This is a genomic window from Streptomyces sp. NPDC003635 (genome assembly GCF_053587635.1).
The window spans coordinates 78,135-103,936 of sequence record NZ_JBSFOK010000016.1; the positions used below are offsets into that span (position 1 = coordinate 78,135).

The 25,802-nt window shown below is 71.1% G+C and carries 15 protein-coding genes and 1 pseudogene; 7 read left to right on the forward strand and 9 right to left on the reverse strand.

From position 1 onward, the window contains the following. Positions 1-14 precede the first annotated feature (14 nt). The 3 genes from ACWDRW_RS17455 to ACWDRW_RS17465 all read left to right on the forward strand — a co-directional run bounded on the left by ACWDRW_RS17455 (position 15) and on the right by ACWDRW_RS17465 (position 4,019). On the forward strand, positions 15-1,067 hold the full coding sequence (locus tag ACWDRW_RS17455) for a hypothetical protein (RefSeq protein ID WP_451724074.1): 1,053 nt from the start codon (positions 15-17) through the stop codon (positions 1,065-1,067). A 227-nt stretch (positions 1,068-1,294) separates the two neighbouring features. Continuing rightward, positions 1,295-2,212, forward strand: coding sequence for a hypothetical protein (locus tag ACWDRW_RS17460; protein WP_451724076.1), 918 nt, complete (start codon positions 1,295-1,297; stop codon positions 2,210-2,212). 10 nt (positions 2,213-2,222) lie between these two features. Further along, positions 2,223-4,019, forward strand: coding sequence for a hypothetical protein (locus tag ACWDRW_RS17465; protein WP_451724078.1), 1,797 nt, complete (start codon positions 2,223-2,225; stop codon positions 4,017-4,019). A gap of 22 nt (positions 4,020-4,041) precedes the next feature. On the opposite strand, the gene ACWDRW_RS17470 is transcribed toward ACWDRW_RS17465, so the two are convergent. The 4 genes from ACWDRW_RS17470 to ACWDRW_RS17485 form a co-directional block, all read right to left on the reverse strand. Next, positions 4,042-8,841: a hypothetical protein gene (locus ACWDRW_RS17470; RefSeq protein ID WP_451724080.1), complete on the reverse strand. Its 4,800-nt coding sequence runs from the start codon at positions 8,839-8,841 to the stop codon at positions 4,042-4,044. 46 nt (positions 8,842-8,887) lie between these two features. Then, complete coding sequence (locus ACWDRW_RS17475) at positions 8,888-10,624, reverse strand: hypothetical protein (protein WP_451724081.1); 1,737 nt, start codon at positions 10,622-10,624, stop codon at positions 8,888-8,890. A 136-nt stretch (positions 10,625-10,760) separates the two neighbouring features. After that, positions 10,761-14,774 (reverse strand): hypothetical protein, encoded by a 4,014-nt coding sequence (locus ACWDRW_RS17480; RefSeq protein ID WP_451724083.1) that lies wholly within the window; start codon positions 14,772-14,774, stop codon positions 10,761-10,763. A 170-nt stretch (positions 14,775-14,944) separates the two neighbouring features. After that, a complete protein-coding gene (locus tag ACWDRW_RS17485) occupies positions 14,945-16,804 on the reverse strand; it encodes a CHAT domain-containing protein (protein WP_451724085.1) in 1,860 nt (619 codons plus the stop codon). Positions 16,805-16,987: 183 nt separating this feature from the next. On the opposite strand from ACWDRW_RS17485, the gene ACWDRW_RS17490 reads away from it, so the two are divergent. Beyond that, entirely contained in the window at positions 16,988-17,767 is a 780-nt protein-coding gene (locus ACWDRW_RS17490) for a hypothetical protein (protein ID WP_451724086.1), read from the forward strand. Between the two features lie 58 nt (positions 17,768-17,825). Here ACWDRW_RS17490 and ACWDRW_RS17495 read toward each other — a convergent pair whose 3' ends face one another. Continuing rightward, positions 17,826-19,472 carry a sigma-70 family RNA polymerase sigma factor gene (locus ACWDRW_RS17495; RefSeq protein WP_451724087.1) on the reverse strand — a complete coding sequence of 549 codons (1,647 nt, stop codon included), beginning with the start codon at positions 19,470-19,472 and terminating at the stop codon, positions 17,826-17,828. A 166-nt stretch (positions 19,473-19,638) separates the two neighbouring features. After that, on the reverse strand, positions 19,639-20,265 hold the full coding sequence (locus tag ACWDRW_RS17500) for a dihydrofolate reductase family protein (protein ID WP_451724089.1): 627 nt from the start codon (positions 20,263-20,265) through the stop codon (positions 19,639-19,641). Positions 20,266-20,430: 165 nt separating this feature from the next. Between ACWDRW_RS17500 and ACWDRW_RS17505 the strand changes: the two genes are divergently transcribed. Further along, complete coding sequence (locus ACWDRW_RS17505; protein WP_451724091.1) at positions 20,431-21,180, forward strand: SDR family oxidoreductase; 750 nt, start codon at positions 20,431-20,433, stop codon at positions 21,178-21,180. Positions 21,181-21,267: 87 nt separating this feature from the next. Here ACWDRW_RS17505 and alc read toward each other — a convergent pair whose 3' ends face one another. Beyond that, positions 21,268-22,383 carry an allantoicase gene (alc, locus tag ACWDRW_RS17510; RefSeq protein ID WP_451724092.1) on the reverse strand — a complete coding sequence of 372 codons (1,116 nt, stop codon included), beginning with the start codon at positions 22,381-22,383 and terminating at the stop codon, positions 21,268-21,270. 38 nt (positions 22,384-22,421) lie between these two features. Then, the gene (gene allB, locus ACWDRW_RS17515; protein ID WP_451724094.1) at positions 22,422-23,762 is read right to left on the reverse strand and encodes an allantoinase AllB; all 1,341 of its coding nucleotides are present in this window, start codon (positions 23,760-23,762) and stop codon (positions 22,422-22,424) included. 274 nt (positions 23,763-24,036) lie between these two features. Between allB and ACWDRW_RS17520 the strand changes: the two genes are divergently transcribed. Both ACWDRW_RS17520 and ACWDRW_RS17525 read left to right on the forward strand, forming a co-directional pair. Continuing rightward, positions 24,037-24,828: an IclR family transcriptional regulator gene (locus tag ACWDRW_RS17520; RefSeq protein WP_451724095.1), complete on the forward strand. Its 792-nt coding sequence runs from the start codon at positions 24,037-24,039 to the stop codon at positions 24,826-24,828. Between the two features lie 16 nt (positions 24,829-24,844). After that, positions 24,845-25,483 (forward strand): annotated as a pseudogene (locus tag ACWDRW_RS17525) (DUF6304 family protein); the annotation flags it as partial. Here ACWDRW_RS17525 and ACWDRW_RS17530 read toward each other — a convergent pair. Next, complete coding sequence (locus tag ACWDRW_RS17530; protein WP_451724097.1) at positions 25,480-25,764, reverse strand: DUF5955 family protein; 285 nt, start codon at positions 25,762-25,764, stop codon at positions 25,480-25,482. The pseudogene ACWDRW_RS17525 and the gene ACWDRW_RS17530 overlap by 4 nt on opposite strands. Between the last annotated feature and the right edge of the window lie 38 nt (positions 25,765-25,802).

A 25,802-nucleotide genomic window follows, 5' to 3' on the forward strand; every position in this document is an offset into this window, starting at 1 on the left:
CGGAGGGTGACGGGATGAACGACAGCTTGTCCTTCGTCGACTCCTCCGGCATGCCCGAGCGGGTCCGGGTGCTCGAATACGGCATCGACGAGCAGCCCGCGCCGCCCTCCGGGCTGCGCACCCGCACCCTGCGGATGGAGGACGGGCGGCTCTTCCTGCAGCGGCGGCTGCTGCCCGCGTACACCACGCGCGCGGAGAGCATCGACGCGCTCGAGGCGGAGATCCGGGCAGGCCTCACCCTCGTGCGGATGTTCAGCGAGGTGAGCTATCCCCCCGAGTTCACCCGGCTCGCCGGGTACGCCATCGAGGCGGAGCAGCCGTTCCTGCTGCTGGACCTGCCGCGCGACGGACGAACCCTCGCGGAGCGGGCCAGCGGTCTGGTGCTGTCCGCCGAGCAGAAGAAGTTCGAGAGCAGTCTGTTCCGGGCGTTGCGCCTGCTGGAATGGGCGGGTCTGGTGCACCGGTCCATCAGCCCGGCGACCGTGCGCTGGGACGGCGCCCGGGTGCAGCTGACCGGTTTCGGCACCGCCGACCGGGCGGGACGGCCCCGCCAGCGGTTGGGATCCCCGCCCTGGGCCTCCCCCGAACAGCGCGAGGGGACCGGCAGCACCGACCCCCGTGACGACATCTGGAGCGCCGGACAGCTCGTGTACTTCGTCGCCCATTCCCGGGAGCCCACGGGCAACCGGATGCCGCCGCTCGCCGGGCCGGTCCGCGACGACCTGCTCAAGGACGTCTTCGCCGAACGCGCCGAACAGCGGCCGGACGCCAGGACGATGCTGCGGCGGGTCGCGGCCCCGGACCCCTGGGACGATCTCGGCCGCCCCTCTGACCCGCTGCAGGACAGCCGCCGCAGGTTCGTCGAATTCCTCGCGGACAAAGGGCCGTCGGCCTGGCCGGCGGTGCCCGGGGCCATGGACCCCGATCCGCCGGGTCCGGCGCCCCAGACCGAGCCGGACGGACGGAGCGGGTCGTACGACCAGTTCGGCGGCTGGGGTCGGCGACGAAGGGGGTCCGGAACGGGACGCTGGGGAACGGGCGGCCGCAGGGCGGGAGATGGCGGATAGTGGATCAGGTATTCCCCGACGGAGACGCGGGACAGCCGGTGCGGTGTCCCAGCTGTCTTGAGGAACTGCGCCTGGACGAGAGCCAACTGCACGTCCCGGATCCGCACACCTCGAGCATGGTGCCGTGGGACCCGGCGTCGGAACCCAACCGTATGCGGCGCCAGGACCAGCTCAATCGCGCCTTCATGAGGTGCCCGAACGACAGGCCGGGCCCTCACTTCCTTCCCGTGCCCTACCTGATGTTCGGAAAGCCGCTGACCATCGCGCTCGTCGGCCAGTCCGGCACCGGCAAGACGCATCTGCTGGCAGCGATCATGGCCGAGATCGGCCGGGGCGGCCTGGACTCCTTGGGCCTGCGCTGTCGAGCGGTGAACACCTCCCAGCACCACGCCTTCCTGGCCGAAGCGGTCAACAAGCTGGAGCAGGGCCAGGTTCTGCCGGCCACCAGGCCCACGGACTTCGTGGACTTCACCGACGCCCTGTTGATCACCGTCAACGGCCAGACCAGGCCGGTGGCCTTCTTCGACATCGCCGGGGAGTCACTGAATCTGCCCGGGAAGACGACCGAGTTCCTGCTGGGCGTGGACGCGTTGATCTTCGTCGTCGACGCGCTCAGAGCCCTCCGGCTGAAGCAGCTGACGCCGGCCCGGGAGCTCGCGGGTGTGCGGGCCGACGCCGCGGGCGTGGCCGACCCCACCTTCGGAGCCGTTCTCGACCGTCTGCCCCGCGTGGACGGCCTGTGCGACGTGCCGACCGCGATCGTGCTGAACAAGTGCGACGTTCTGCGGTTCGAGCCGCCGATCGACCAGTGGCTGCGCGAGGACAGCCGCCCCCGGGGCGTCCCCGATCCGGCGGAGGTGTTCCGGGAGAGCCAGGACGTCTTCGCTTTCCTCACGCAGCATCAAGCGACGTCGTGGCTCCGTCCGTTCATGGAGTGCCGTCGCTGCACGCTGCACTTCGCCACCGCCACCGGCATGTCCCCCGCCGTGCTGCCCGTGGCCAACGGCGGTTCGGGAGCCGTTTCCCCGACCGCCTTCATCGGCGGCATCCGCCCTCGGCGGGTGCTGGGGCCCCTGCTCTCGGTGTTCCAGATGTGCGGTCTGCTCGAGACTCCATTGCCCGTCGCCCGGCTGAGGGGGATGTGAGGACGTGTCCGTGCCGAGCACCGACGTACACCAGGTCATCTGCGCCTACGATCCCGACAACCCCGCCGACAGCAAGGGGTTCGGCCCCGTCGCGTCCTCGCTGCCCACTCTGGAGGAGGTGAGCCTGTTCAAGCTGGCGGCCACCGTGCTGCGGCCACCGGGCAGCCTCAGCGCCGGGGACTCGATCGCGTACGGGCGGCTGCCCTCGGGACAGGACCTCATCGTCCGCCGAGTCGTCGTCATCGACTCCCTGCGTCGGGAGAATCTCCTCAGCCAGGCCGTGATCGGAGGTCGTGAGCAGTTCTCCCCCGCCATGGCCCTGGGGCTCGACCAGGCCGACTGGCCGCTGGGAGAGGGGATCGCTCGTGTGCGACGGGGAGAGTCCCTCGCCCGTCCCAACCCCGCCGAACTGCGGCGTCTGAGCCGCGAGGGCGCGGACCGGCTCCGGGACACCAGCCGGGCCGCGCACCTGACCGAGGCGCTGTGCCACCTGGCGACCTGGGTGCTCACCGAGCCGCGGTCCAACTTGTCGGTGGCCGCCCCCCAGATGGCCGGCGAACCACGCGCGATGCTGCTCGGCCTGGTGGAGATGCTCTCCGGACTGGTGCCCGGCGACTGGACCTTCTCCACGGAGGAGTCCGCCGAGTCGGGCCCTTACCGCCTCATCGTCATGCCGGGCTGGCCCCGGGTCGGCAGTCCCGACTACGGCCGGCAGCGCATCATCGACCGGCCCGCGCCCGACGGCCCGGCGCACACGGCCGCACGGCTGCTGGTCACCCGCTACCAGGCCTACGGCCTGCCGGGTCTCGAGGTGCTACGCCGACGGGAGGACTGGCCCGGGATGTCAGCGGCCGAGCGGGCCGAGTCGCTGCGCAATCTGCTGACCCTGCATGCCGGCACCACACCGCACAAGGAGTTGCCCGCGGTCGCGTCCTCCTCGTCGGCTTCGCAGCAGGAATACGCCATCGAGGGAGCGGAGACGCTGACCGGGCACACGGAGACAAGGGCGAGCCGGGCGGAACCCGAGTTCCCACCGGCCCAGGACTGCGCACCGGAACCGGCCCCTCCGATGCCGTCCCACGCCCCGGACGTGCCTGCGACGGACCCACCGGACGACGAGACGCGAGACCGGGAGGCCGCCGCGCTGGTCGAACGGCTCTTCCAGGCCCGCGGCGAGGAGGAGCGGGAGGAACTGCTGGGGGAAGTGGAGTTCTGGGCCGGTACCTGGACCGAGTCGCAGTCGGACATCGCATGCCTCACGGCGATCCGTTTCCGGCTCGGCCTGGCGGCCGGGGGATCACGGCGGCAGGCCAGGAAGCCGGTCTTCTCCCATGATCCGCAAGAGGTGTTCGACCTGCTGATCGGCGCGAACCTGCGCCGCCGGGAACCGGCCCTCGAGTGGGCCCTGTTCCTCCGTCAGGAGTGCGTGACCGCGCTCACCGAGCCGCTGCGATCCGTGGTCCAGGACATGTTCGACCGCTACGAGCAGCGGCTTCTCGCCATCCACCCGGTCTTCTTCGTCGTCATGGGCCGCTGGGCCATCCCCCGCGCACTGCGCCTCGATCCCCCGGGCGATCCCCGGCCCCGGAGGCCGTCCGCCCCACGCCCGCGACTCACGCCCCCGGCCTGGCTGGCGGGCCGGAGGCGCGGTCACGCGGAAGCCGCGCACCGGGCCGAGGCACGGCCCCGCGTGGGCCCGGGGGGCAACGCCGACGACTTCCTGCTGCTCGGCAAGCTGTTCCTCGGCTTTGTCGTCGTCGTGGCGATGCTGCTGGTGGTCGGGGCGATGTGGCGCGACGTGTCGTGAGCGGCCCGGCCGGCCGGGCCGCTCAGAGCAGGCCGATGCCGAAGGTCTCCTCCTCCGGGATGTGCGTCAGCAGCCGGATACGCGCACCACTGCCCCCGTGCCGTACCGCCATCTGCTGGAGGCGCTCGGCGATCTGATGGGCGGTCCGGCCGAAGGCGACGGCCTGCCGCAGGGCCGTGCGCCGCCAACTGCCGTCCAGATCGGTGGCGATGGGCCCGGACGTCAGGACCGTGGGGACGTACCCCAGCAGGTGCAGCTGGAAGGCGAACAGGTCGCGCAACTCGGCCGTTCCGTCATCCCCCGCCTCCTGCGGCAACCCGTCGAGGACCACCAACGGAGGCGCTTGACGCCGCTGCTCGCACAGCTTGCGCACGGCTGCGTCGACGTCCTCCGGGCGGATCGACCGGGCGCTGCCCGGCATGCGCAGCGCGGCGCCCTGGTCGTAGGGCCGCATGTCGCCGTGCAGGAGGAGCACGTCGACGGGCTGCTCGCCGGCCACGACGGACTCCGGGGACAGCAGGAAGTCCTCGGTCGCCCGCCATACGACAGGCCCACTGCTCGGGTCCTCCGGCGGCACCGCGGACGGTTCGAGTCCGGGACCGGCCGCGCCGCCCACTGCACTGCCCTGGACGTCCACCTCGACCTGGGTGACAGGCCGTACGTCGGCGGCCGCGCGCACGGCTTGCCTCAGGTGGGCGGGGACCTCACCACGCACCTCCCGCCGGTACGCCGCCCATGCCTTGTGCCAGCGCTCGTCCGTCCTGCCGGTGGGCAGTACGCCGGGCTCGTAGCGGCCGAGGCGCTGCAGCGCGAACTGCAGGTTGCGGCAGCGTGCCTCCTCGATCATCGGGGTGTGCAGCAGCTCCGCCAGGACGTCGGCGGAGATCCCGGTGTCGCCCCCCGCGCGGGCGGCGACGAGATGCCAGACGGTCGGCGGGTCGGTGTCGCCGGTCAGCCGCAGGAGCGCGGCGGCTTCCGCGGCCGCCCTGCGTCGCTGCCTGCGCGAAGTGTGCCGGGCCCGGGCCATCAGGTCGGCGCCGCGCAGGGTCAGCCGCTGGGTGGTGTCGACGGCCTGTGCCCGAGGCAGTGGAGCGGGGAGCAGGTCCTCCGGCAACAGGGGGTGCAGTCGCAGCCAGGTGGCGTGCAGCTGACGGTTGTCCCGGCCCAGCAGCTCGGCCGCGGTGCGCAGGTCGGCGACGGCCCGGCGGCCGTCACCCAGCAGCAACCCGTGCAGTTCCGACGACCACAGGGCCCTCAGCCCCGCGGGCCGGGTGGCCTTCTCCCCCTCGGAGCGTTGCCGCCCCAAGAGCTGTTCGATCGCGTTGACGCGGGCCGGGTGGGTGAGCAGCCCTTTTTCGACGACGGCCGCATACAGCCGGGCCTGCTCGGCGAGGAGCATGAACCGGCGGTTCATGTCCGGGATGGACGCACACGCCGTGGTGACCGTCGCGAGCCGGTGCTTGACCTCGTCGGCTGGTCCGCTGACCACGGCGTGGAAGCCGTAGGAGAGCCATTCGGCCGCGGTGGGCGGCTCGCCCTGCCTCCCGGCCGACTCGCGGCGCTCACCCAGCTGCTCACCCCAGCGGCGTACCAGCTCCTCGGCCTCCGCGAAGCGCTCCCAACGATGCAGCAGCGCGCATTCGGCGCCGTTCATGGCCGTGCCGGCCGGGCCGCGCGGGCCTTCCCGGAGCGGCCGGGACCGTGAGATCCACTGGTTCGCCCGCCCCAGATCCCCGGCGACGGAGAGCGCGATGGAGGCCCGCAGGACCATCACGGACAGCCGCCGCTCGTCGTCGGAGGCCCGACCCATCGCCATGCCGGCGTAGGTCTCCGCCCGTTCGAGCTCCAGCACCTGCGCACTCGCGCGGGCCAGGACCATCAGCGTCTCGAACGCCAACTCGGTCTCCACCTGTCCGGCCACGGCCGGGAGGGTGACCTCGCTCAGCATCCGTTCGGCCTCCTCGGCCTCGCCCACGAGCAGCTGCGACCTGGCCAGCATCAGATCCGCCCGCAGGTCGTCCGGGCTGAACCCGGACCGCGGGAACCGCTCCGCCGCCAGGGGCAGCCCTGAGCGCAGCTCCGCGTCAGCGGCCAGGAGGTGCAGCCAGTTCTCGACGGGGTCGCCGAGCCCGCCCAGTCGCCCGTACCAGGCCCGTACGAGGTCGGGGCGGTCCGCGAGGGCCCAGTCCTGCATCGCGTACCGCGCGACGAGCGGGGCCTGGGAGGCGCCGCGCGCCACCGCGGACTCGAACATGGTGGTGAAGTCACGGTCGGCCGCGGTATGGCTGAGGTGGGGCAGATCGTGGGCGCGGCCGATCCGGACCTGGCAACTGGCCAGCAGCAGCTGAGCGTCGGCGACCCACAGATCCTCAAGCCCCTGGGACGCGTCGTCCGCCGGGCGACGCTCCTCCAGCACGGCCCGCAGCCGTTCATGGGCCGTGTGCACCTGGTCGAGGCCCGTCCGCTGCCCTTGGCGCAGCAGCAGGGCGGCACTGGCGACCTCGACCCGCAATCGGTCCTGCCGCACCGCGGGGCGCCCAGGGCAGCGCATGGTCGACCGGCGTCCCACCAGCCGGAGGTAGCGCTCGACGTCGGACCACCCGGCCCGGCCGCCGTACAGCACGGCGTGCAGTTCGCCGTAGGCACGCTCGAGGGCGATGTCGTACCACAGCTGCGGGGACATCACCTGGGGGTCGGGCTCGCCGCTGCCGTCGGGTTCGCTGTCGGGGCGCTCCAGGTCGGCGCTGAGCAGCCGGTCGGCCAGATCGATCACGGTCGCGAAGTCGCCCCGCCGCCAGGCGGCGTCCACCTGCGCGCGCCAGGTCTGCGCGACTTCGTCGAGAAACGCGTCGTGGTCGCCTCGTCGGTCCACGGCCGAGTGCAGTTGGTGGTAGACCTGCTCGGCGACCCAGCCTGCCCGTTCGTGTGCGCTCCCGGCCCTGCCGGCGAGGTCCGCGCAGCGGACGGCCGCGTCCCGGTGGAGCTGACGCCACACGCGCTCTTCGGTGGAGCGCATCGTGCGCAGGAGTTCCCGCCGCACGTTGACGTGCACGTTCAGCCTGGTGTCCTGGGCGCTGATCCAGGCCGAGCGCCGGGCGTAGTGGAGCAGCCGTCGCCACAGCCCCTCGGGGTCCGCCGGCAGGTCCGATCCGGTGTCCGTGGGGCGATCACCGCGGGCGGGGAGCAGGGGGAACAGGACCTTCAGGAAGTACTCGTACGTCGGATGCCGGGCGACCGCGCAGTACTTGAGCGCGGTGCGGGTGTAGTCGTCCTCGATGTGGTCCAGTTCGCGGTCGACGACGAAGAGGTAGAGCGGGTCGCCGGCCGCGGGCAGCTTGTGGGGCGAGTCGGCCAGCAGAGCGAGGACGAGCGGGTTGAAGGTCGGCGAGCCCTCGATGTCCTGCTCGCACACGGCGACTATCCGCTCGGCCTGCTCGGTGGCGACGCCACGCAGTTCGAGGTAGGTCCGGGCCTCCTGGGCGGTGAACGGTTCGAGTCGCAGGGCCCGCCACGGCACGTCGCGGAAGGCTTCGCGGAAGTCCGGTCGTGTGGTGACGTCGGAACGGCCCGACAACACCAGGCGCAGCCACGGGACTTGACGGACCAGGCGGCCCCACATGGTCATCATGGCCGCGAGTTCGCCGGGTTCGGCCTGCAGCAGCTCGTCGGTCGTGTCCAGGCAGATCAGCACCGGGCCGCCGTCGGCGATCTCGTTCAGGGCGTCGGCGAAGGTGGTGACGACGTCCGGCGGGAGGGGGGCGGCGTTCCAGCGCTGCAGGGGGGCGTAGCCGGGCGGCGCGAATTCCCGGTCGAGTTCACGGCGCCGATGTCCATGGGTCCTGAGGAACTGCGCCAGGCGCCAGCCCCGTTGCTCACGATCCAGCGCCCGTGACTGTTCCAGCAGCCGTTCGGCGGCGATGACCAGAAGCAGCTCCGGAACGTCACGGACGCGCTCGGAGACCATGCTCTGGGCATCCAGTACGGCGGAGAGGACGGCCGGTTGCCGCTGGATACCGAACCGCGAGACGAGCCAGGCGAGTTGGGTGCTCTTTCCCATTCCTCCACCGGCATGCAGGTGGATCACGCGGGGTGGTCCGGGCGTGATGCCGTCCGGGATGACGCCGGGCTTCGGCGGTGCGACGCCGTGGACGGCCGCCTCCAGGATGCCCTCGATGTCGCGGCGCGAGACGTAGTGCCGGGTCCGTTCGAAGTACTCCTGCAGCCCGGCGCTCAACTCCAGCCGCCGCTCGGCTCGCTCACGGCGCCGGAGCAGATCGGCGTCGAGCGCGTCGGCCGCGAACCGTCGCAGATCGTCCGGGGCGACCGCTTCGGCGAGTTTGCGGCACACCGTGAAGTCGGCGACGTTCTCGAACTCCGGGTACCACCGGTCGAACTCGTCGACCGCTTCCCGGTGCAGCCCCGCGAGCACCAGCAGCCGTAACCGCTCGATCATGGCCGTGTCTCCGTCGACACGGGTGAGCTGCGCGGCCAGCAGCGCGGCCGTCTCGGTCATCGCGGCGGGCAGTCCCGCGGCGGTGTAGGACTCCTCCTGGCCGTCCAGCCACCATGCGGCCCAGGCCCCCTTGCGGACCATGCCGTTGAGCTGGAACCACCCGGCTTCCGCGGGGTGCGCGGCGAGCACTCGGCGCAGTTCCTCGAACGAGTACTCCAGGCCGTCGGCGGCGACGGCGAACGCGGTTCTGCTGATGGCCGTCATCAGACTGCAGCGCTTGAGCACCTCGTAGCGCACCGGATTGTTCTTACGCGAATCCAGCAAGTGCTGAAACGCCGTCCCGTACTCGTCGGATCCGGCCGCGGTCACTCGCCCCGCCTGTCCCATTCGCTCATCGCCCCCCTTCTCACGTGTCTCAGCCGATCCTGGTGAGTGCGGTGTCGCAGACGTCTTTCAGGAACTTCGGACCGAAGTCTTCCTCAAGGGTGTCGAGTTTCTCCCTGACCAACGCGCGCCACTCGGGCTTGTCATGCCAGTCGTAACCCATTCGTGTGCCCAGTTCCCGCAACAACGGCCATCCGTGATGGGCCGACCAGCGTTGCAGGGTGATGTGCTGCCGCTCCGCGACGAACTCGGCGAGCCGGTCGGCCGTCTGGGGCTGATGCGGTCTTTTGGCCGTCACCACGACCGTGATGCTGCTACGACTGTGCAGAACCGGCTTGAACAGGTGTTTCACCAGGAATTCGGCGGACGGCCGCACCTCTTCGTTCTCCAGGAAATGATCGAGAGCCAGTACGAGGTGGGTGTCGGCCGGTGCGGCCTTGACGAGGAGGTCGATGGCGGCCTTGACCAGTTCGCCTCGGACGGTACTGATCCGGGTGTGATAGCCGCCGTCCCGGGACAGCAGCCTCCGCACGGCGTCGACGCGCTCGTCCAGGCCCCAGCCGCCGTGGCGCTCGCTCTGTGTGCGCACGGACTCGGCGAGCAGGGCCGCCGTGTCCAGGACGACATCGTCGGCCCGCGGTGACTGCCCCGCGGACCTGGGCGGTCGGATACTGCCCAGCCGGGCGAAGTCCAGGTAGAGCGCCCGGCAACCGGGGCGCTGCTCCCAGACCCGCATGAGGGAGAGCAGGAACCAGGTGGTGCCGATCTTGTCGTCCTCGTCGCCGCCGGAGAGCACGATCAGCTGACGGGCGGCCGTCCCGGACTCCAGTTTCTCCAGGGCCGTGAGGCGCTGGCCCACCCGGTCGGTGGCCCGCTTCAGGCTCTCGTACAGTTCCGGGACCTCCGACGGCGGCTCGGGCGCGCTCGGAAGCACCAGCTCGGGGCGGCAGTTGACGGTGACGGCGGCGGACACCGACGCGTCCTCCGCCTCGGTGACGGCCCGCGCGGCAACATCGACGCTGTGGCCGTCCATCAGCCGGCCGTACAGCTCGGTCAGCGACTTGCACAACGCGTGCTCCGGCTCCGGCCGCGGCTCCGGGGTCAGGGACACCACGGCGAGTGCGGGGGTGAGGGCATCGGCCTGGACGTAGGGCTCCAGCAGCCGGTGTGCCTGCGCACGGGGCTCGTGGTTGCTGGAGATCACCAGCCGCACGTCGCAGAGGTTGAGCCCGCCGAGCGCGTGCGCGCCCTCCTCGTACAGTGAGCGCGCCGTGTCTCCCGCGAGGTGCAGAACGTGGGGCTTGCTGACCGTGATGGCCTCGGCGAGGGCCTTCTGGCTCACTGCCCCTGGGAGCACGTCGACCTCCCACCGTTCGGCGTGCGTGTGCACCGCGTCGTGCACGGCCACGTCCTCGTGCCACAAAGGATCGTCGGCCGCCCCCCGGTCCACGTGGGAATCCACCCCCACGACCAATACCCGCACCGGGAGATCACCGAACGACAATTGGTTGCTCTCATGGAATCCGCTGGGACCGACGGCGGTCCGTACCACTCTGGGCGGGGAATCCTCCGGTGTGGCCGTCGTCCGGTGGACGAGGTCCTCCCAGTCCAGTGCGCGCAGTTCGGGCTCGTTCAGATGCAACGCCATCAAATCGGGGACATCCCCTTCACCATGGCCCACCCGCGCCCGCAACAAGTCCCACAGCGCCTGTGGTCCCGCCCGGTCCCTCAGCGCCACCGGCATGGTGATCTCCAGCGTTTCGCTCACGACGTCGCTCTCCCGCAAGGACGTCGTCTTGACGATGTAGGACGCCGGAGCACTTTCTCCCAACGCTCCGACCCTCAGGTGGACGACGTGCGTCATTCACCCACCCCCCATATTCCCCGCACTTTATTGATGGAGCCTATGAATCCGCTGAAATTTCCTGGAATGCCCGCTCCACTTGGGCGTCGTCCGCCGCGATTTTGCGCAGCAGGCTTTCCGGGTCCAGCGCGCCGGGAACCGGCTTGTCTCCCTCCGTGAACAGATCTTCGCCAATGCGTTCGCACAGCTCCTCGACCGTGGCGGGACGAGCCTCGCCCGCCCGTTCCGCGGACCGAGGGCGCAGAATGTGCGCACCGGTGAGTCGGCCGAGCAGTCCCGCGTACATGTGGTGGGCTGGTGTACTACGCCTCAAAGGCTCGTGCTGACAAGCGCGTTGATCGTTGGCTATACGACGATGGCAGGCGCCGATGTCCATCGGCGTGCCCTGGGCGTACAGCAACCGGAGCGCCTTCAGCTCGTAGTCCCGGGCGCGCTGCATGCCGGTGTGCCACGCCTCCTCGCCCCGTAGGTCACGTATCCGCAGGGCCTGTTGACGCTGGACCTGGGCACGGGCCGCGTCGGTCATGGCCCGGACGATCACATCGCCGGAGCGTTCGACCTCCTGCAGACAGCCCATCAGCTCCTGGTCGAACTCCTCCAGGGCCTCCCGGTCGCCCTCCAGTCGGCTGTCCAGCCCGAGCAGGCAGGCTTCCACCGTGTGCAGGTGCCGTTCCACCCGGTCGTGTCCCTCCAACAGCAGGTACTGACCGAGCCGTTCGTGATCGGCGCGGGCGAGCTCGACATGGCTGTTGCGGGCGAGTTCGTCCACCGCGGTCTCGGCCAGCAGGACATGGATGTCCCGCCGTATGGTGAAGAGCTTCCGGCGCAGGATCTCCCCGTCGGCCCAGCGGGTCCGGACCGCGTCGCGGAATCGGACGTCGGCCAGTTCCTCGAAGGCGACCTCGATACGGCCCAGCGCTTCGGCCAGCTCTCCCTCGTCGACCAGGACCCTGAGCAGCTCGACTTCGACGGCGCCGGCCACGAGACCGGCACCGATGCCCGACTCGACGAATTGGAGGTAGTCCTGGGCCACCTCCCGTGCCTCGGCCAGCCTGCCGGTGTCCCGCAGCCCACTGAGGATCCCCACGCTCATGGCCATGGCCAGCGGCGAGTTGTCCACGACCGCATCGCCCGGCCCCTCCCCGAGCAGCGCGGACAGGCCGGGACGATCGCCCCTGCCGAGCGCTTTGAACACGCCGCTCAGACGATGAGCCATGGTGAACTGGTCCGACTCCTTGTCCCTTATGGCGGCGGTGACCCGTTCCAGCTTGCGCACCGAGTCGTCCAGGCCCCGGCGGCCCCGGCGGGAGCGGCTCATGCGGACGGCGACGAAGTGCAGCCACGTCTCCCAGTCGCCCGCCCGTTCCAGGTACGGCATCGCCTCGGGTATCAGCCTCTGCAGGTCGGCGGTTCTGCCGTGGGTCCGGTGCCGCAGGGCCACCTTCACCCGGCCCGCCGTGTGCCGCAGGGCGATCCGGTCCACCTCGGCCCGCAGCGAGCCGTCCTCGTCGAGCCAGTTCTCGTAGTAGCGCTGGGCGGCCGCGACGACCGCGGGCTGCATCCGTATCCTCAGGTGCATCCCGTCCGCCTCCCCCACACAGTCGATCAGACAGTCCTCGGCCAAGGACCCGAGCAGGAAGCGCAGTTCGTCCCGCTCCTCGTCCGTGGACCGCCCTTCCGCGTCAGCCCGCTCCCCGACGGGGTCCACGAAGCGCTGTCCGTGGACGCGCAGACCGGCCCACACCTCGGCGAGCAGGCCCGGCGCGCAGTCGTCACCGTCCGGGTGGAGTTGGCGGTGCCGACGGCACAGCCCGCAGAGCGCGAGGAGCAGAAGGTGGCGGGGGTCGCGGCGGGGGATGCACTCGAGCGTGTCCACGGTCCACTGCTGGATCCGCCGCCACGCCTCGGGGATCTGCTCCTCGGAGTCCTGCTCCAACTGGTCGCCGTCCACGGTCGCGAGACGATGGAGCCGCTTCGTCCCGTCGTGGCCGGCGGCCACCTCGTCGGCGTAGCGCAGGAGCTCGGGGTGCCCCTCGGCGCGCGTGATCACGTTGCGCACGAGGTCCCGCTCGTCCTCACCGGCCATACCCCGGGCGGCGTCGGTGATGACGCGGCCGAGGTCGGGAAGGCTCTGGGCATACAGATACGCCTCGGCGGGGGCCAGGAGCGGCACCCGAACGTCCGGCATCCGTCGCCGGTCCAGCCGCAGTGGCCGCGGGCTGGTGATGAGCAGCCTGAATCCCGGAGCCCTGGGCACGGTCATCGCGCGGATCAGCCGTTCCCAGCGCGGGTCGATCCAAGGGCTGTCCGAGGTGGGACCGTGTCCGTTCCCGGACGGTGCCCGCAGGTCCCGGGGCCGACGGCTGATCAGCTTCTCCACATCGGAGAGGAAGACCAGGACGTAGCTGCTGTTGTTGCCGGTCAGCCGCTCCTCGACGTCGGTGCACAACCGCTCGAACCTGGTCTCGTGGGCGAGGAATTCCTCCAGTTCGTCCGGCTCCGGGACAGGCTCCGAACGGCTGTCGAAGGCATCGCGCAGTGCCTGCTCCTTCAGCAGCTCGCCGACGAAACCGCACAGCGCGTCCCAGGGTTCGTCATCCATCCGTCTGCCCTTGAGCGGGTACCGCACGACGTTCCGGTAGCGATGGGCGTACTGGCTGATCAGCTCGTCGGCACAGGTCGTCTTGCCCACCCCCGCCATGCCGTGCAGCACGACGCCGTTGACCCCGCTGCCGCCGATCCGGGCGAAGATCTCGCTGGCCTGCCACATCGGGTCGTGATGGCCGATGAGGCTGGGCGGCGGATGCTCCCGCGTCGGCGCGTCGGGCCTGAAGAGCGGGGGCGGTTGCACGACCAGCCCGCAGGCCTCGGCACCGTAGATCACGGGCGCCGCCCGGTCGAGGGTCGTCAGCGACGGACAGGTGGCCATGGCCGCGCCCACCGCTCGCGGGAGGGTCAGGTTCTGCGAGAGCAGGTGGCCGTAGACCTCGGTGACGAAGTCGACGGCGGCCTGGTCGCCGATGCGGTGCCGGAAGGCCAGCACGGCGCAGCCCAGCTTGCCGGCGAGGTCCACCGCGAGCCGGTCGGCGTCCGCGTCGGCGTTCGCCGTCGTGTGTGGTTCGGGCGCGAGGTGGGAAGGGATGCGGAACAGGTTCAACTGGTCGGCGATCGAAGGGCTGCTGGCCGGTCTCGTCGTGATCACCGCGAGCCGCAGACGTCGGTCGTTGTCACTTGTCTGCAGCATGCCGACCAGTTCGGCCGCGCTCAACGGCGCCTTGGTCGCGGACTCGCTGCCGTGGGCGACCGCCGACCAACTGCCCGGAACGCCCCGGTCGGCCAGATGCAGCATCAGCTGCCAGCGGCCCTCGTCCTGCCGGTTGCCGCGCTTGGCACTCACCACGTGATTTCTGAGTTGCTCGTGCGTGACGTGGTACGAGAGCGTCCGGCTCGTGATGTCCATCCCGCCGCCGTCGGCGGCGATGTCCCGTACGGCGTCGAAGACCTGGGACTGCTCGGCATGCAGATCGAGCGGTTCACCGGTTCTGCTCCGGTTGAACACACCGATGATGTGCAGCGGTTCGTCCTTCTCCGCCCGGCGGGACAGGGAGGTTCCGGAGGCCACGTCGTACACGAAGGTGACTCTGCGGTCGGCGAGCGAGCCGGCGTCGTCCGCCGCCAGCACGAGCGGGTACCGGAGTATCTCGCGCTCCGGTCCGTCGGGGTTCAGCCGGATCAGCACCGTCGCCGGCCGCTGCAGGGGCAACAGGTCCCAGATGTCCTGGGTGAGCACCGCCGTGCGCAGCCAATGACCCAGTCTGCGCAACGTGTTGGCCTTCCCGGCCGCGTCGAGCCAGGTGTCCTGGATGAACCCGGAAGGATCGGCCAGGAAGCCGTAGTTCTCCGGACGTCCCCCGGCGTCCGCCGTCAGATCGACCGGGGACTCGTATACCTCGCCCGACGGACCCCAGTCGCTGATCCGCCATCGCCATCGCGGCGCGTCCTCGCCCCTGCCGAAGTCCAGGACTTCCAGTAATGCATCGTATTCCCCCGCCACGTTCTCAGTCCCCCTAAGAACCCCACGCATATGCCACTGCAGAGCAGAAGAGTAGACCTACGCGGGCCACGCGTGTCCCGAAGTGGCGGAGAAATGCTTCGCACTCGACGATTGATCCTTCCTCATCGTTCTCCGGGCAGAATCAATCGAATGGGAATGCGAATTCGGCGTCAGCGTCTGTTGATCCACCCCTTCAGACCGTCCACCGTCCCGGCATGGCTCTCCGCGTCCATCAGCCGACCGGGGTTTCCCCTGACTCTGCGCAGCACCTTGCCGGCCAATGCTCTGGTGGCGGGATCCCGCGAGAGGGGGCCGAGACGGGGCAGCCGACGGACGATCTGCTTCAACTCCGCTTCGCTCAGTGGTGGCAATGCCACGCGGGGCAGGGCGGGGGCGAGGTCCGGCAACGCGCTCACGGAGGTCAGCAGAATTCTGCCCGGGCCGCCCGGCCGGACGAATTGCTCGACGAGCGAGGCGAAACGGGTGTCGTGCGCGATGGTTCGGTCGACCGCGTCGATCACGAGGAGCAACCGAAGCGACCTCACCGCGTCGACGTATGCCCCCCAGGGCTCCTCGGCCCCGAGCCGGTCGAGCACCGGCACCTGAATCCTCAGACACCGCAGGAGGTCGCTGAACGGGTCGCCGCAGGAGGGTGGGGCCTCCTCCCCGACCGGTCTCGGGTGCCATACGAGCACGTCGAAGGCCTCCCGATGGTCGTGCGCGAGAAGCGACGCACACGCCGTGGCCCCGAGGCCCCGCTCGCCGTCGCCGTGCACCACCACGCCACGCGATCCGCTTTCGGCCGCGAGTGTGCGGCTCGCCTCGGTCATCTCCCGAAGGCGCCCGACGAAGGAGCGCGGCCTGTCCGGAAGCGGCCCGGCACCGGCGCCCGGAACACCGCGCAGGGGCCCCCGCGTCATCGGGCGGTCCGGCAGCCGCCGGCTTCGGGCAGCGGCCCCGAAGAGCATGGGAGTCGCCGCGGCCAGCAGCGGGGTGCGGACCTCGTCGAGCTCCCGGTTGCCGCTGGTGTCGGTGAGGGCGCTGTGCACGGCCTGCGGGAGCGTATGGCCGTGCCGGAAGAGGGAGGTGTAGAGGCTGACGGCGAAGACGCGGGCGAATTCATTGCTGACGGGAAAGCGCATGGCGACGACGGCACACCCGAGGTGCTCGGCGACGACGGCGGCCAGAGAGGTGAGGGACGGGGCGGGAACGGGCCTGGAATCGCTCTCCGCACGGACGGCCTCACTCCCCGACCAGCAGGCGGCGAGAAACACCAGCCGCACACGGCCGCGCCCCGAGCGCAGCAGGTCGACGAAGTCGGGGGCGCGGACATCGTCCTCCCCACCGTCCGGCAGCTCCAGGCATATGCTGCCGCGCTGACCGTGAGCCACCAGATGCAGGACGTCCCAGCCCTGGGGCTCCCCGACCATGCTCCGCACGGTCCGGCGGCTCACCCCGAACTGGCGCGTGCGCAGTTCCAACGGGACCGAGTCGTCGGGCCCGCCCGCGGTCATGTCGAGCAACTCCGTCCTCAGGAAGGACCGGTGTGCGCCCAGGTCCACCGGAGAAGCCGACCACGGCAGGCTGAACAGGGCCAGCATCCGCAGGTGCGGTGGCATCGGTGACGCCCGCTCCGGCGCCGTCGGCGCTCCGGACCGCCCGCCGCGGACGAAGACCACTCCATCCAACACCAGGGGACGGCCGTCGATGAGCGCCAGCTCCCACGGCAGGGACTCGAAGTCACCCAGTTCCGGAGGTAGTCGAAGCTCCACCGCCACGGGCGCCAGGGCTTTCAGACGGTGCGCCATGCAGCCCAGACCGGTCCGCGCGATCCACGCACCGCAGGCCCGTACCTCTTCCTCCAGCAGTCGCAACGGGGTCCGTTTCAAGCGCAGTTGAGCAATCCGGTCGACGAGCGCGTACAACGTGTCCAGTTCTCCGGGCGGTTCGGCACGTATCTCGGTGTACGCGGCACGCCCTTCCCCCGGCTGTTTCAGCGACCAGATCCACCAGTCCGGCCGGCCACTCACCGAATCCCTGTGGAATTCGCGAATTTCGAGCACAGCGGATCGTTTCATGCTCGGACGCGCCCCCTTCCGAACGAATGGCGACCACCTGTAATCGCAATGGAACCAGCCACTACTGACGTGACGTCAGGCGCTTTAGGCTACGTCATCCATTTCCCGGGCAGAATCACAGCGGGGGGACCGCACATGACCGACGGCCGCTACCAGAAGTACATCAAGCACGTCCGTGCCGACGTGGGCATGGAGCCGACGTGGCCGCCGGCCGCCGAGCGCGTCCTCGGCGACGTGGGCAGGCTCCGCAACGGCCGCTTCGAGCGCAGGGGCACACTGGAGACCCTGTTCGGCCTCCGGGTCACCCCCCGGCCCGTCAAGGAGAACAGCTCCGTCTTCCGCAGCGACTCCAAGGGCACCGTGCAGGTCCACCACAACACCGCGATCGGCGCCGGGGCCGCGCTGGTCGCCGCCGACGGATCGGTCGTCCTGGAGTTCGGCAAGGCGGACTCGGTGTTCTTCCAGGCGACGGGCTGCCGCACGGAGGAGATCGACCGTATCGACCTCGTCGAGGAGCTCATGGCGGAACGGCACAGCAAAGGCGACTGGCCCCGCGGCCAAGTGGTGATCACCGAGGTGACCCACGCCGCGAGCACCACGGCGATCATGTGCAACAGACGCAATGACCGCGTCGCCCTGCGCGCGGCGGCCGACGCCCCCGCCGCCGGCCTCGACCTGCTCACCGCCTCCGGGAGCCTGCAGTGGGCCGGCGGCTCGGCGGCCAGCCTGCAGGTCGTCTCGGAAGGCGAACTCACCCCGCTGTACCGGGCGTGGGGCATGGTCCGGCACGTGTTCGGTGACGACGAGCCGAGCTTCTTGGACAAGGACACGGACACGGAGACGGACGAAGAGGACCAGGACGTGGAACGTTACCCGGACCAGGTGAGCAGCCTGGAGTTCGACGATCTCTCCTGACCGTACGGCCGATGGCAGGCCCGCCGGGCACCCCGCTGAGCACGGGTACGGTCCCGGCTCACAGCTTGGCGCCGAAGTTCTGCGTCCACCAGGGGCCGCCGGGGCCGTCGTGGACACCGACGCCGATGTCCTTGAACGCGCAGTTGAGGATGTTGGCCCGGTGGCCGGGGCTGTTCATCCAGGACTCCATGACGACCTCAGGCGTCTGCTGGCCCTTGGCGATGTTCTCCCCGTAGGTGGACCAGCGATAGCCCGCCGCGGTGATGCGCTGCCCGGGGTCCTCGCCGTCCGGGTTGGTGTGGTCGAAGAAGCCGCGGGCGGCCATGTCCTCGGAGTGTCCCTGCGCGGCCTGGTTCAGCAGGGCGTCCTCCGCGAGGGCGCCGCAACCGGCCGCCGCCCGTTCCTTGTTCACCAGGGCGACGACCTGGCCGACGGTGCCGGTCGGGGCCGACTGGGCCTGCGGCGCGCCGGACGCGGTCCTGGCCTGCCGGGTGGCGGCGCTGGGAGTCGGTGTGGGCTTCTCGGTGACCTCGGCGGTCTTGGAAGGGCGCGGCTTCTTCGACGGCGACGGCGAGGCGGACGGCGAGGCGGATCCGGAGGCCGACGGGGTGGCCCGCGCGGTGCTCGTCTCGGCGAGGTCCTGCGCCGGTGCTCCGGCGGTGCGCGCGGCGGACGCCTCCCCGGGACCGGTCCCGGTCCCGGAGTCCGTGTCGGCGTACCAGAGTCCGCCGCCCGCCACGCAGGCCGCCACGACCGCGCCCCCGACCGCGCGGCGGCGGTTGCGGCGACGCCGGCGGGCCTCGCCTCGGGAGGTCGCCCGCCCGCGCGCGGCCCGCCCGGCCCCGGAGCCCGGGCCTCCAGGGCCCGCCGCCGCGTCCAGCCGGGACGTGGAGCCCACGGCGGCCATCCCGCCGGACGACGACAGCACCCGCTCCAGCAGCGCGGGGGTCGCCGCGACCAGGGCCAGTCCGGCCAGCAGTCCCTCCGCGGGCAGCAACCCGCTCCACAGGCCGCCGCAGCGTGCGCACCCGCGGGCATGCCGGGCGATGCGCTTGCGCCACAGCGTCGAGGGCCGGCCGTCCCAGGTGGCCAGCAGACCCTGCAGTTCCTCGCAGAGCGGCCGCGAGTCGAGCGCCCGCACCACCACCCGGGCGGCCTCCAGTTGCGCCTTCATCCGCTGCACGCGTACGGCCGTGTGCTGAGGCGACAGTTCGAGCGCGGCGGCGACCTCGGTCCGGGTCAGCTCACCGGCGCACTCCAGCCACCACAGCGACAGCAGTCCGCGGTCGTCGGGGTCCAGCCAACGGGTGGCGCGTGCGGTCTCCTGGCGCTGGCCGGACAACTGGAGCCGCACCATGGTCAGGTCCACGAAGTCGGCTCCGGGGTCGGCGAGGTCCTGGGCCTCCTCGACCGCGCCGGGGGCGGACTGCCGGGCGTTCCAGTGCGCCCGGACCTGGTTCATCACGATCGCCACGAGCCAGGAGCGGAAGGCTTCGGGGTTGCGCAGACCGCCCAGCGAGTCGAGGGCACGGAGCATGCTCTCCTGGACCACGTCGTCCACGTCGACCGAGCCGTTGAGCGCCCGCCCCACGATGTTGTAGACCAGCGGGAGGTACGCGCTGACCAGGGCGTCCTGGGCCTCCGGGTCGCCGTCTCGGGCAGCGGTCACCAGTGCCGCCGCGTCCCTCGTGCCCTCTGTACTCATCAAAAACTTCCCTGTCCTCGACGCCGAACGGTGCTGTCCGATACCTGGGAGATCGCTCGATGCGCCGCGGATAACAGTTACTCGGACACCAGTTCCACGAGAGACTTTCGACACCGGCCCGGCGGCGCAAGGGGGAACGTCACACCCGCCGAGTACGGGGAAGCGGTCAGTCCTCGTCGGGCAGCCCGAACTCGCCGTACTCCGGTGCGCCCGCCACGTCGTACGTCTGGATCGACACGCCCTTCGACGTGACGGTTCCGCCGGTCCGCCGGAACGCGGTCGGCGTGCTGCCCTCCGGGAACAGGCGGCGGCCGGTGCCGAGGACGACCGGGAAGGTCAGCAGGTGGACCGTGTCCAGGACACCGAGGCCGAGCAGGGACCTGACGAGGGCGCCGCTGCCGTGGACCTGCAACTCGCCGTCGGTGCGGTCCTTGAGGGCGGTGACCTCCTTGGCGAGGTCGCCGGTGAGCACGGTGGTGCCGGCCCAGCCCGGGTCGGTGAGGGTGGCGGAGGGGACGTACTTCGGCAGGGAGTTGAGCGGCGCGGCGACCGGGTTGTGGGGGTCGGTCACCTTGGGCCAGTACCCGCTGAAGATGTCGTAGGTGAAGCGGCCGAGGAGGAACGCGCCGGCGCGGTCGAAGACACCGTTGACGAAGGTGCCGAAGTCGTCGTCGGCGTAGGGGAAGACCCAGCCGCCGTCCGGGAAGCCGTCGCGCGTGTCCTCCTGGGGGCCGCCGGGGGCCTGGTAGACGCCGTCGAGGGTGACGAAGATGGTGGAGACGAGCTTGCCCATGACGGGTGCCTTCCTTCGGGCCCCGGTGCGGGGCGGGGTCTGTCTGTCATGAGTGCAGACCCCACCGGCACCCGCAACTCATCGGTCACCGGCCCGGCCCCGGCGGGCGACGTCGATGTCCGTCGGCCGCCAGCCGGTGAGGGCGGGAGCCGGTGGGATGGGCGCATGAACACACATGGTGGAACGCTTGACGGCAAGGTGGCTCTGGTGACCGGCGGGAGCCGCGGTATCGGCGCGGCCACGGCGGTACGGCTGGCCCGGGCCGGCGCGGATGTGGCCGTGACCTATGTGCACGGCAAGGAGGCGGCCGAGGACGTCGTACGGGCCGTGGAGGCGGTCGGTCGGCGGGCGGTGGCTCTGCGCGCGGACTCGGCGGACGCCGGGGAGGCCGCGGAGGCCGTGGCTCGTACCGTGTCGTCGCTGGGCGGCCTGGACGTGCTGGTGAACAACGTGGGGGTGGGGGTGCTGGGGCCGCTCGAGTCGCTGTCCCTCGCCGATGTGGACCGGGTGCTGGCGGTGAACGTGCGCGGGGTGTTCCTCACGTCGCAGGCCGCCGCCTCGCGGATGCCCGACGGAGCCGGGCGGATCATCACGATCGGTACGTGCATGACGCAGCGGGTTCCCGGGCCGGGGGGCACGCTGTACACGATGAGCAAGTCGGCGTTGGTGGGGCTGACGAAGGCGCTGGCGCGCGAGCTGGGGGCTCGGGGGATCACCGCCAACATCGTCCATCCCGGGCCGACCGACACGGACATGAATCCGGCGGACGGTCCGTACGCGGCGGGGCAGGCGGAGATGACGGCGCTCGGGCGGTTCGGCCGCGCGGAGGAGGTGGCGGAGACCGTGGTGCATCTGGCCGGGGCGTCGTACGTGACGGGGGCGGAGTTCGCGGTGGACGGCGGCCACGCGGCCTAGGACCCCCTGTCGGCCCTGGACGGGCCTCCGCGAACGCCGGACGGGCTGAAGGCATCAGCCCCTCCGGCGTTTGCGGCGTCGGGGAGGTCAGCCGCCCAGCTCCTGGTGCCGCGCCGTCAGGGAGGTCGTGCCCTCTTCCGTCAGGGAGCCGAACAGACGGAGGCGGGAGATGCCGCCGTCCGGGTAGATGTCCACGCGCGCGTGGGTGCCCACCGCCGGCGTCCGGAGAACGAAGCGGTGGTTCGTGTCGGGCTGGAGGCGGGTGCGCGGGAGGATCTCCACCCAGTCGCCGGACTCTCCGTCCTTCACCGACACCGACGCCCAGCCCGCGCTGTTCCCCTTCAGATAGGCCGTGTCGATCTCGATCGCGCGGATCCGGGACTGCGCGACCAGGCGGTAGCCGATCCAGTCGTTGCCCTGGTCACGGCGGCGCCGCGTCTCCCAGCCGTCGTCCATCTTGCGGGACCGGCCGGGCTGGATGGTGTTGGTGGCCGGGGAGTAGAAGAGGTTCGACGCGTCCTCCACCTGGCCGCCGTTCTCCAGCGCCACGACGTCGAACGTGCCCAGCACCGAGAGCCACTCGGGATCCGGGACCACCTCGCCGTACACCCGCAGGCGCGCGATGCCGCCGTCCGGATGCTGGTTCACCCGCAGATGCGTGAAGCGCTGCTCCACCGAGACCGCGAAGCCGTTCGCCGCGTGGCCGCCGACCGGGGTCCTCGGGACCAGCGTCGTCCACTTCACGTCGTCGCCCAGGAGCTCCTCGGGCGACGGGGAGCCCGGTACCGAGGTCGCCTCGACCGACACCGCCTGCGGGTAGTTGCCGCGGAAGTGGGCCGTGTCCACCACGATCCCCCGGATCACGCCGGGAGCGCCCAGCCGCACCAGCGCCCAGTCGTGGTCCTCGGCCGCCGGCCACGGGTGCTCCGCCGACGCGCCACGTCGGCGCCGCGTCTCCCAGCCGTCCATGATCTTGCCCTTGTGCCCGAAGTGCTCCGGGTCGAACTCGGCCCGCTCGGGCACGAGCAGGTTCTCGCGCTGGGCGAAGAACTCGTCATTGGCGGCGATGACACCGGCCCCGAGCTGCCGGTCGGCGAGGTTGGCGTACTGGGTGAAGGGGAGGTCGGCCGTGCGGTAGTCCGCGTACGGGTCACCGCCTCCGTAGGGGTTCGCGTCGCCGGTGAAACTCGGAATCGCCGTCACTACTGGTGCCTTTCGGTCTCGGGGGACAAACATCGGGGTCACTTGGTACGGGTCAGCAACTCACCCCTCGGCTCCGTGAAGTCGCCGTCGGCCACAACGCGCTCGCCGCGCAGCCAGGTCGACTTCACCACTCCGTACAGGGTCTTGCCCGCGTAGGCCGTCACCCGGTTGCGGTGCTGGAGGGCGGCCGGGTCCACGGTGAACGTCCGGTCCGGGGCGAGGACGGCGAAGTCGGCGTCCCGGCCCGCCTCGATGGCGCCCTTGCGGGAATCGAGGCCGACCAGCTCCGCCGTGCGCGACGACATCCAGCGCACCACGTCCTCCAGGCCGTGGCCGCGCTTGCGGGCCTCCGTCCACACCGCCGCGAGGCTCAGCTGGAGGCCGGAGATACCGCCCCAGGCGGTGGAGAAGTCGTCGGTCTTCAGGTCGGCCGTCGACGGGGAGTGGTCCGTCACCACGCAGTCGATCGTGCCGTCCGCGAGCGCCTGCCAGAGCAGGTCCTGGTTGGCGGCCTCCCGGATGGGCGGGCAGCACTTGAACTCGCTGGCCCCGTCCGGGACTTCCTCGGCGGTCAGGGTGAGGTAGTGCGGGCAGGTCTCCACCGTGACCCGTACCCCTTGCGCCTTCGCCCGCGCGATCAGCGGCAGGGCGTCGGAGGAGGACAGGTGCAGGACGTGCACGCGCGCGTCCAGGCGCTTGGCCTGCGCGATGAGCTGGGCGATCGCCGTGTCCTCGGCGTCCCGGGGGCGCGAGGCCAGGAAGTCCGCGTACTTCGGGCCGCCCTGCTGCGGGGCCGCCTCCAGATGACGCGGGTCCTCCGCGTGCACGATCAGCAGGCCGCCGAAGGAGGCGATCTCGGCCAGGGACTGCGCGAGCCGGTCCTGGTCCAGGTGCGGGAACTCGTCCACGCCGGACGGGGAGAGGAAGGCCTTGAAGCCGAACACCCCCGCCTCGTGCAGCGGGCGCAGGTCCTTGACGTTGTCGGGCAGCGCTCCGCCCCAGAAGCCGACGTCGATGTGCGCCTTGTCGGCGGCCACCCGCTGCTTCACGCGGAGGTGCTCCACCGTGGTCGTCGGCGGCAGGGAGTTGAGCGGCATGTCGACGAGGGTGGTGATACCGCCGGCCGCGGCGGCGCGCGTGGCGGTCCAGAAGCCCTCCCACTCGGTGCGGCCGGGGTCGTTGACGTGCACGTGGGTGTCGACCAGGCCGGGCAGCAGGACGTCGTCGCCGAGGTCCTCGAGCCGTGCGCCGGAGGGGACTTCGGCGTCGTGGCCGAGTACGGCCGTGATCTTTCCGGCGGAGACCTGGACCGTGGCGGCCCGCGTCCCCTCCGGCGTGATGACGCGCGTCGAGCGCAGCACCAGTTCTACGTCGGACACCCGGGACCCCTCTCTGTGCCGCTGATGGCGTTTCCGGAAACGGGGCTGACTTCCACGTTACGGAATTCAACGTTCTGTTGAAGGAGTCTGAACTCCCGCTCTCACCCCGTCAAGGGCACACTGCTACCGGACGCACCCCACGGACCCACTCTGGACGTTTCCACAAAGCGGAATTAGAATTCCAGCAAGCAGAACGTAGCTACGCACAAGCGGGGAGTCAACCGACTCCCGGGTAGGCTGCTGCCCTTCCCGCCCGCCCCGAAAGGAACGCGCCGTGCCGACGTCCAGCGCCAGCACCACCGACGCCGCCAAGCCCAGCGGTGGCGTCCAGTCCCTCGAGCGCGCCTTCGACCTGCTGGAGCGGATGGCGGACGCGGGCGGCGAGGTGGGCCTGAGCGAGCTCTCCGCGAGCAGCGGACTACCGCTGCCCACCATCCACCGGCAGATGCGTACCCTCGTGGCCTGCGGCTACGTCCGCCAGCAGCCCAACCGGCGGTACGCCCTCGGCCCGCGACTGATCCGCCTCGGCGAGTCCGCCTCCCGACTGCTCGGCACCTGGGCGCGCCCCTACCTCGCCCGTCTGGTCGAGGAGACCGGCGAGACCGCCAACATGGCGCTGCTCGACGGCGACGAGATCGTCTACGTGGCGCAGGTGCCGTCCAAGCACTCGATGCGGATGTTCACCGAGGTCGGACGCCGGGTCCTGCCGCACTCCACCGGCGTCGGCAAGGCGCTGCTGGCGAACACCCCGGACCCCGAGGTGCGGGCCCTGCTCGCCCGTACCGGCATGCCGGCCGCCACGGAGAAGACGATCACCACCGCGGACGGCTTCCTCGCGGCCCTGGCGGACGTACGCCGGCTCGGCTACGCGGTGGACGACAACGAGCAGGAGATCGGGGTCCGCTGCCTGGCGGTGTCGGTGCCCGACTCCCCCACCGCCGCCGCCATCTCGATCTCCGGCCCGGCCGGCCGGGTCACCGAGGCCGCCACCGAGCGGATCGTTCCGGTGCTCCAGCAGATGGCCCGGGAACTGTCCGAGGCGCTGGCCACCCAGAACCCCGTGTGACCGGCCGGGTCGGTACACCGACCGGCACGGCGCGGAGGACATCGTCCTCGAGTCCGACGGCCGTGAGCTGATCCGTACGACGATCAGGGGCGTCCGCTTCGAGGGCGGGACGATGGACTCGCTCGGCGCGACGGCCGGGGAGCCGCCCGAGTCGATGTTCACCTTCCAGGACGGGGACCTGCGGTCCTGTCTGCTGGAGTGGGGGCTGACCATGCCCGTGGAGGTCGAGGGGCGGGGCGAACGGATCGCCACGGCGCACTGCGCGCTGAACCTCTGGTATCCGCGGGAGACTGAGGACCTGGCCCTCACCCTGCGCCTCGACGGGCGCGAGTACCGCGCCACGCACCCCGACTTCGAGGACGCGCTGCACGAGATCGGGGCCGCGCTGCCCCGCACGCACCGGCTCAAGGCGTGCGTCTCGTGCGCCTGGTCCGACTACCACCCCGTCGGCCACGGCATGATGTCCGGCCTGGCCTGCTTCCGCGGGGCCAAGGACGTCTACCGCCGGTGCGAGGGCAAGTACGGCCCGAACGGCATCCTCACGATCTGGCCCCGGCACACCGGGTTCGTGCAGGAGACCTGGCTGTGCGAGGAGTTCGAGCACCGCACGTCGGACCGCGGCTACCGGGGGCCGTTCCCGAGCCGACGCCTCTAACGCCGCTGCTCCCCGAACAGCTCCACCGCGTTGCGCACCTCGCCGAGGCCCCGCGACAACGCGCTCACCGAGCCGATCGCCCCGGCGATCAGCAGCAGCGACCGCTGTAAGCGCGGGATCTCCGGGGCCCCGCTGATCGTCATCGCGGCCAGCGCCGCGAGCTCGTCCTCCGCGATGCCCCGGTCCGGGAACTCAGCCGGAAGCGCGGCGAGTTCGCGGCGCAGCCGGGACACCGCGGTCCGCAGTCCCGTCACCCTCGGATCCTCGTCGCTGCCGGTCATCGGCCTCTGCCCCAAGCTCCGCACCACAGCCCCTCCCC

Bases quoted from the DNA above. Each gene is read 5' to 3' on its own strand.
- ACWDRW_RS17500 (WP_451724089.1), bottom strand. From the start codon at position 20,265: ATGGGCAAGCTCGTCTCCACCATCTTCGTCACCCTCGACGGCGTCTAC.
- ACWDRW_RS17455 (WP_451724074.1), top strand. From the start codon at position 15: ATGAACGACAGCTTGTCCTTCGTCGACTCCTCCGGCATGCCCGAGCGG.
- ACWDRW_RS17495 (WP_451724087.1), bottom strand. From the start codon at position 19,472: ATGAGTACAGAGGGCACGAGGGACGCGGCGGCACTGGTGACCGCTGCC.
- ACWDRW_RS17490 (WP_451724086.1), top strand. From the start codon at position 16,988: ATGACCGACGGCCGCTACCAGAAGTACATCAAGCACGTCCGTGCCGAC.
- ACWDRW_RS17505 (WP_451724091.1), top strand. From the start codon at position 20,431: ATGAACACACATGGTGGAACGCTTGACGGCAAGGTGGCTCTGGTGACC.
- ACWDRW_RS17530 (WP_451724097.1), bottom strand. From the start codon at position 25,764: ATGACCGGCAGCGACGAGGATCCGAGGGTGACGGGACTGCGGACCGCG.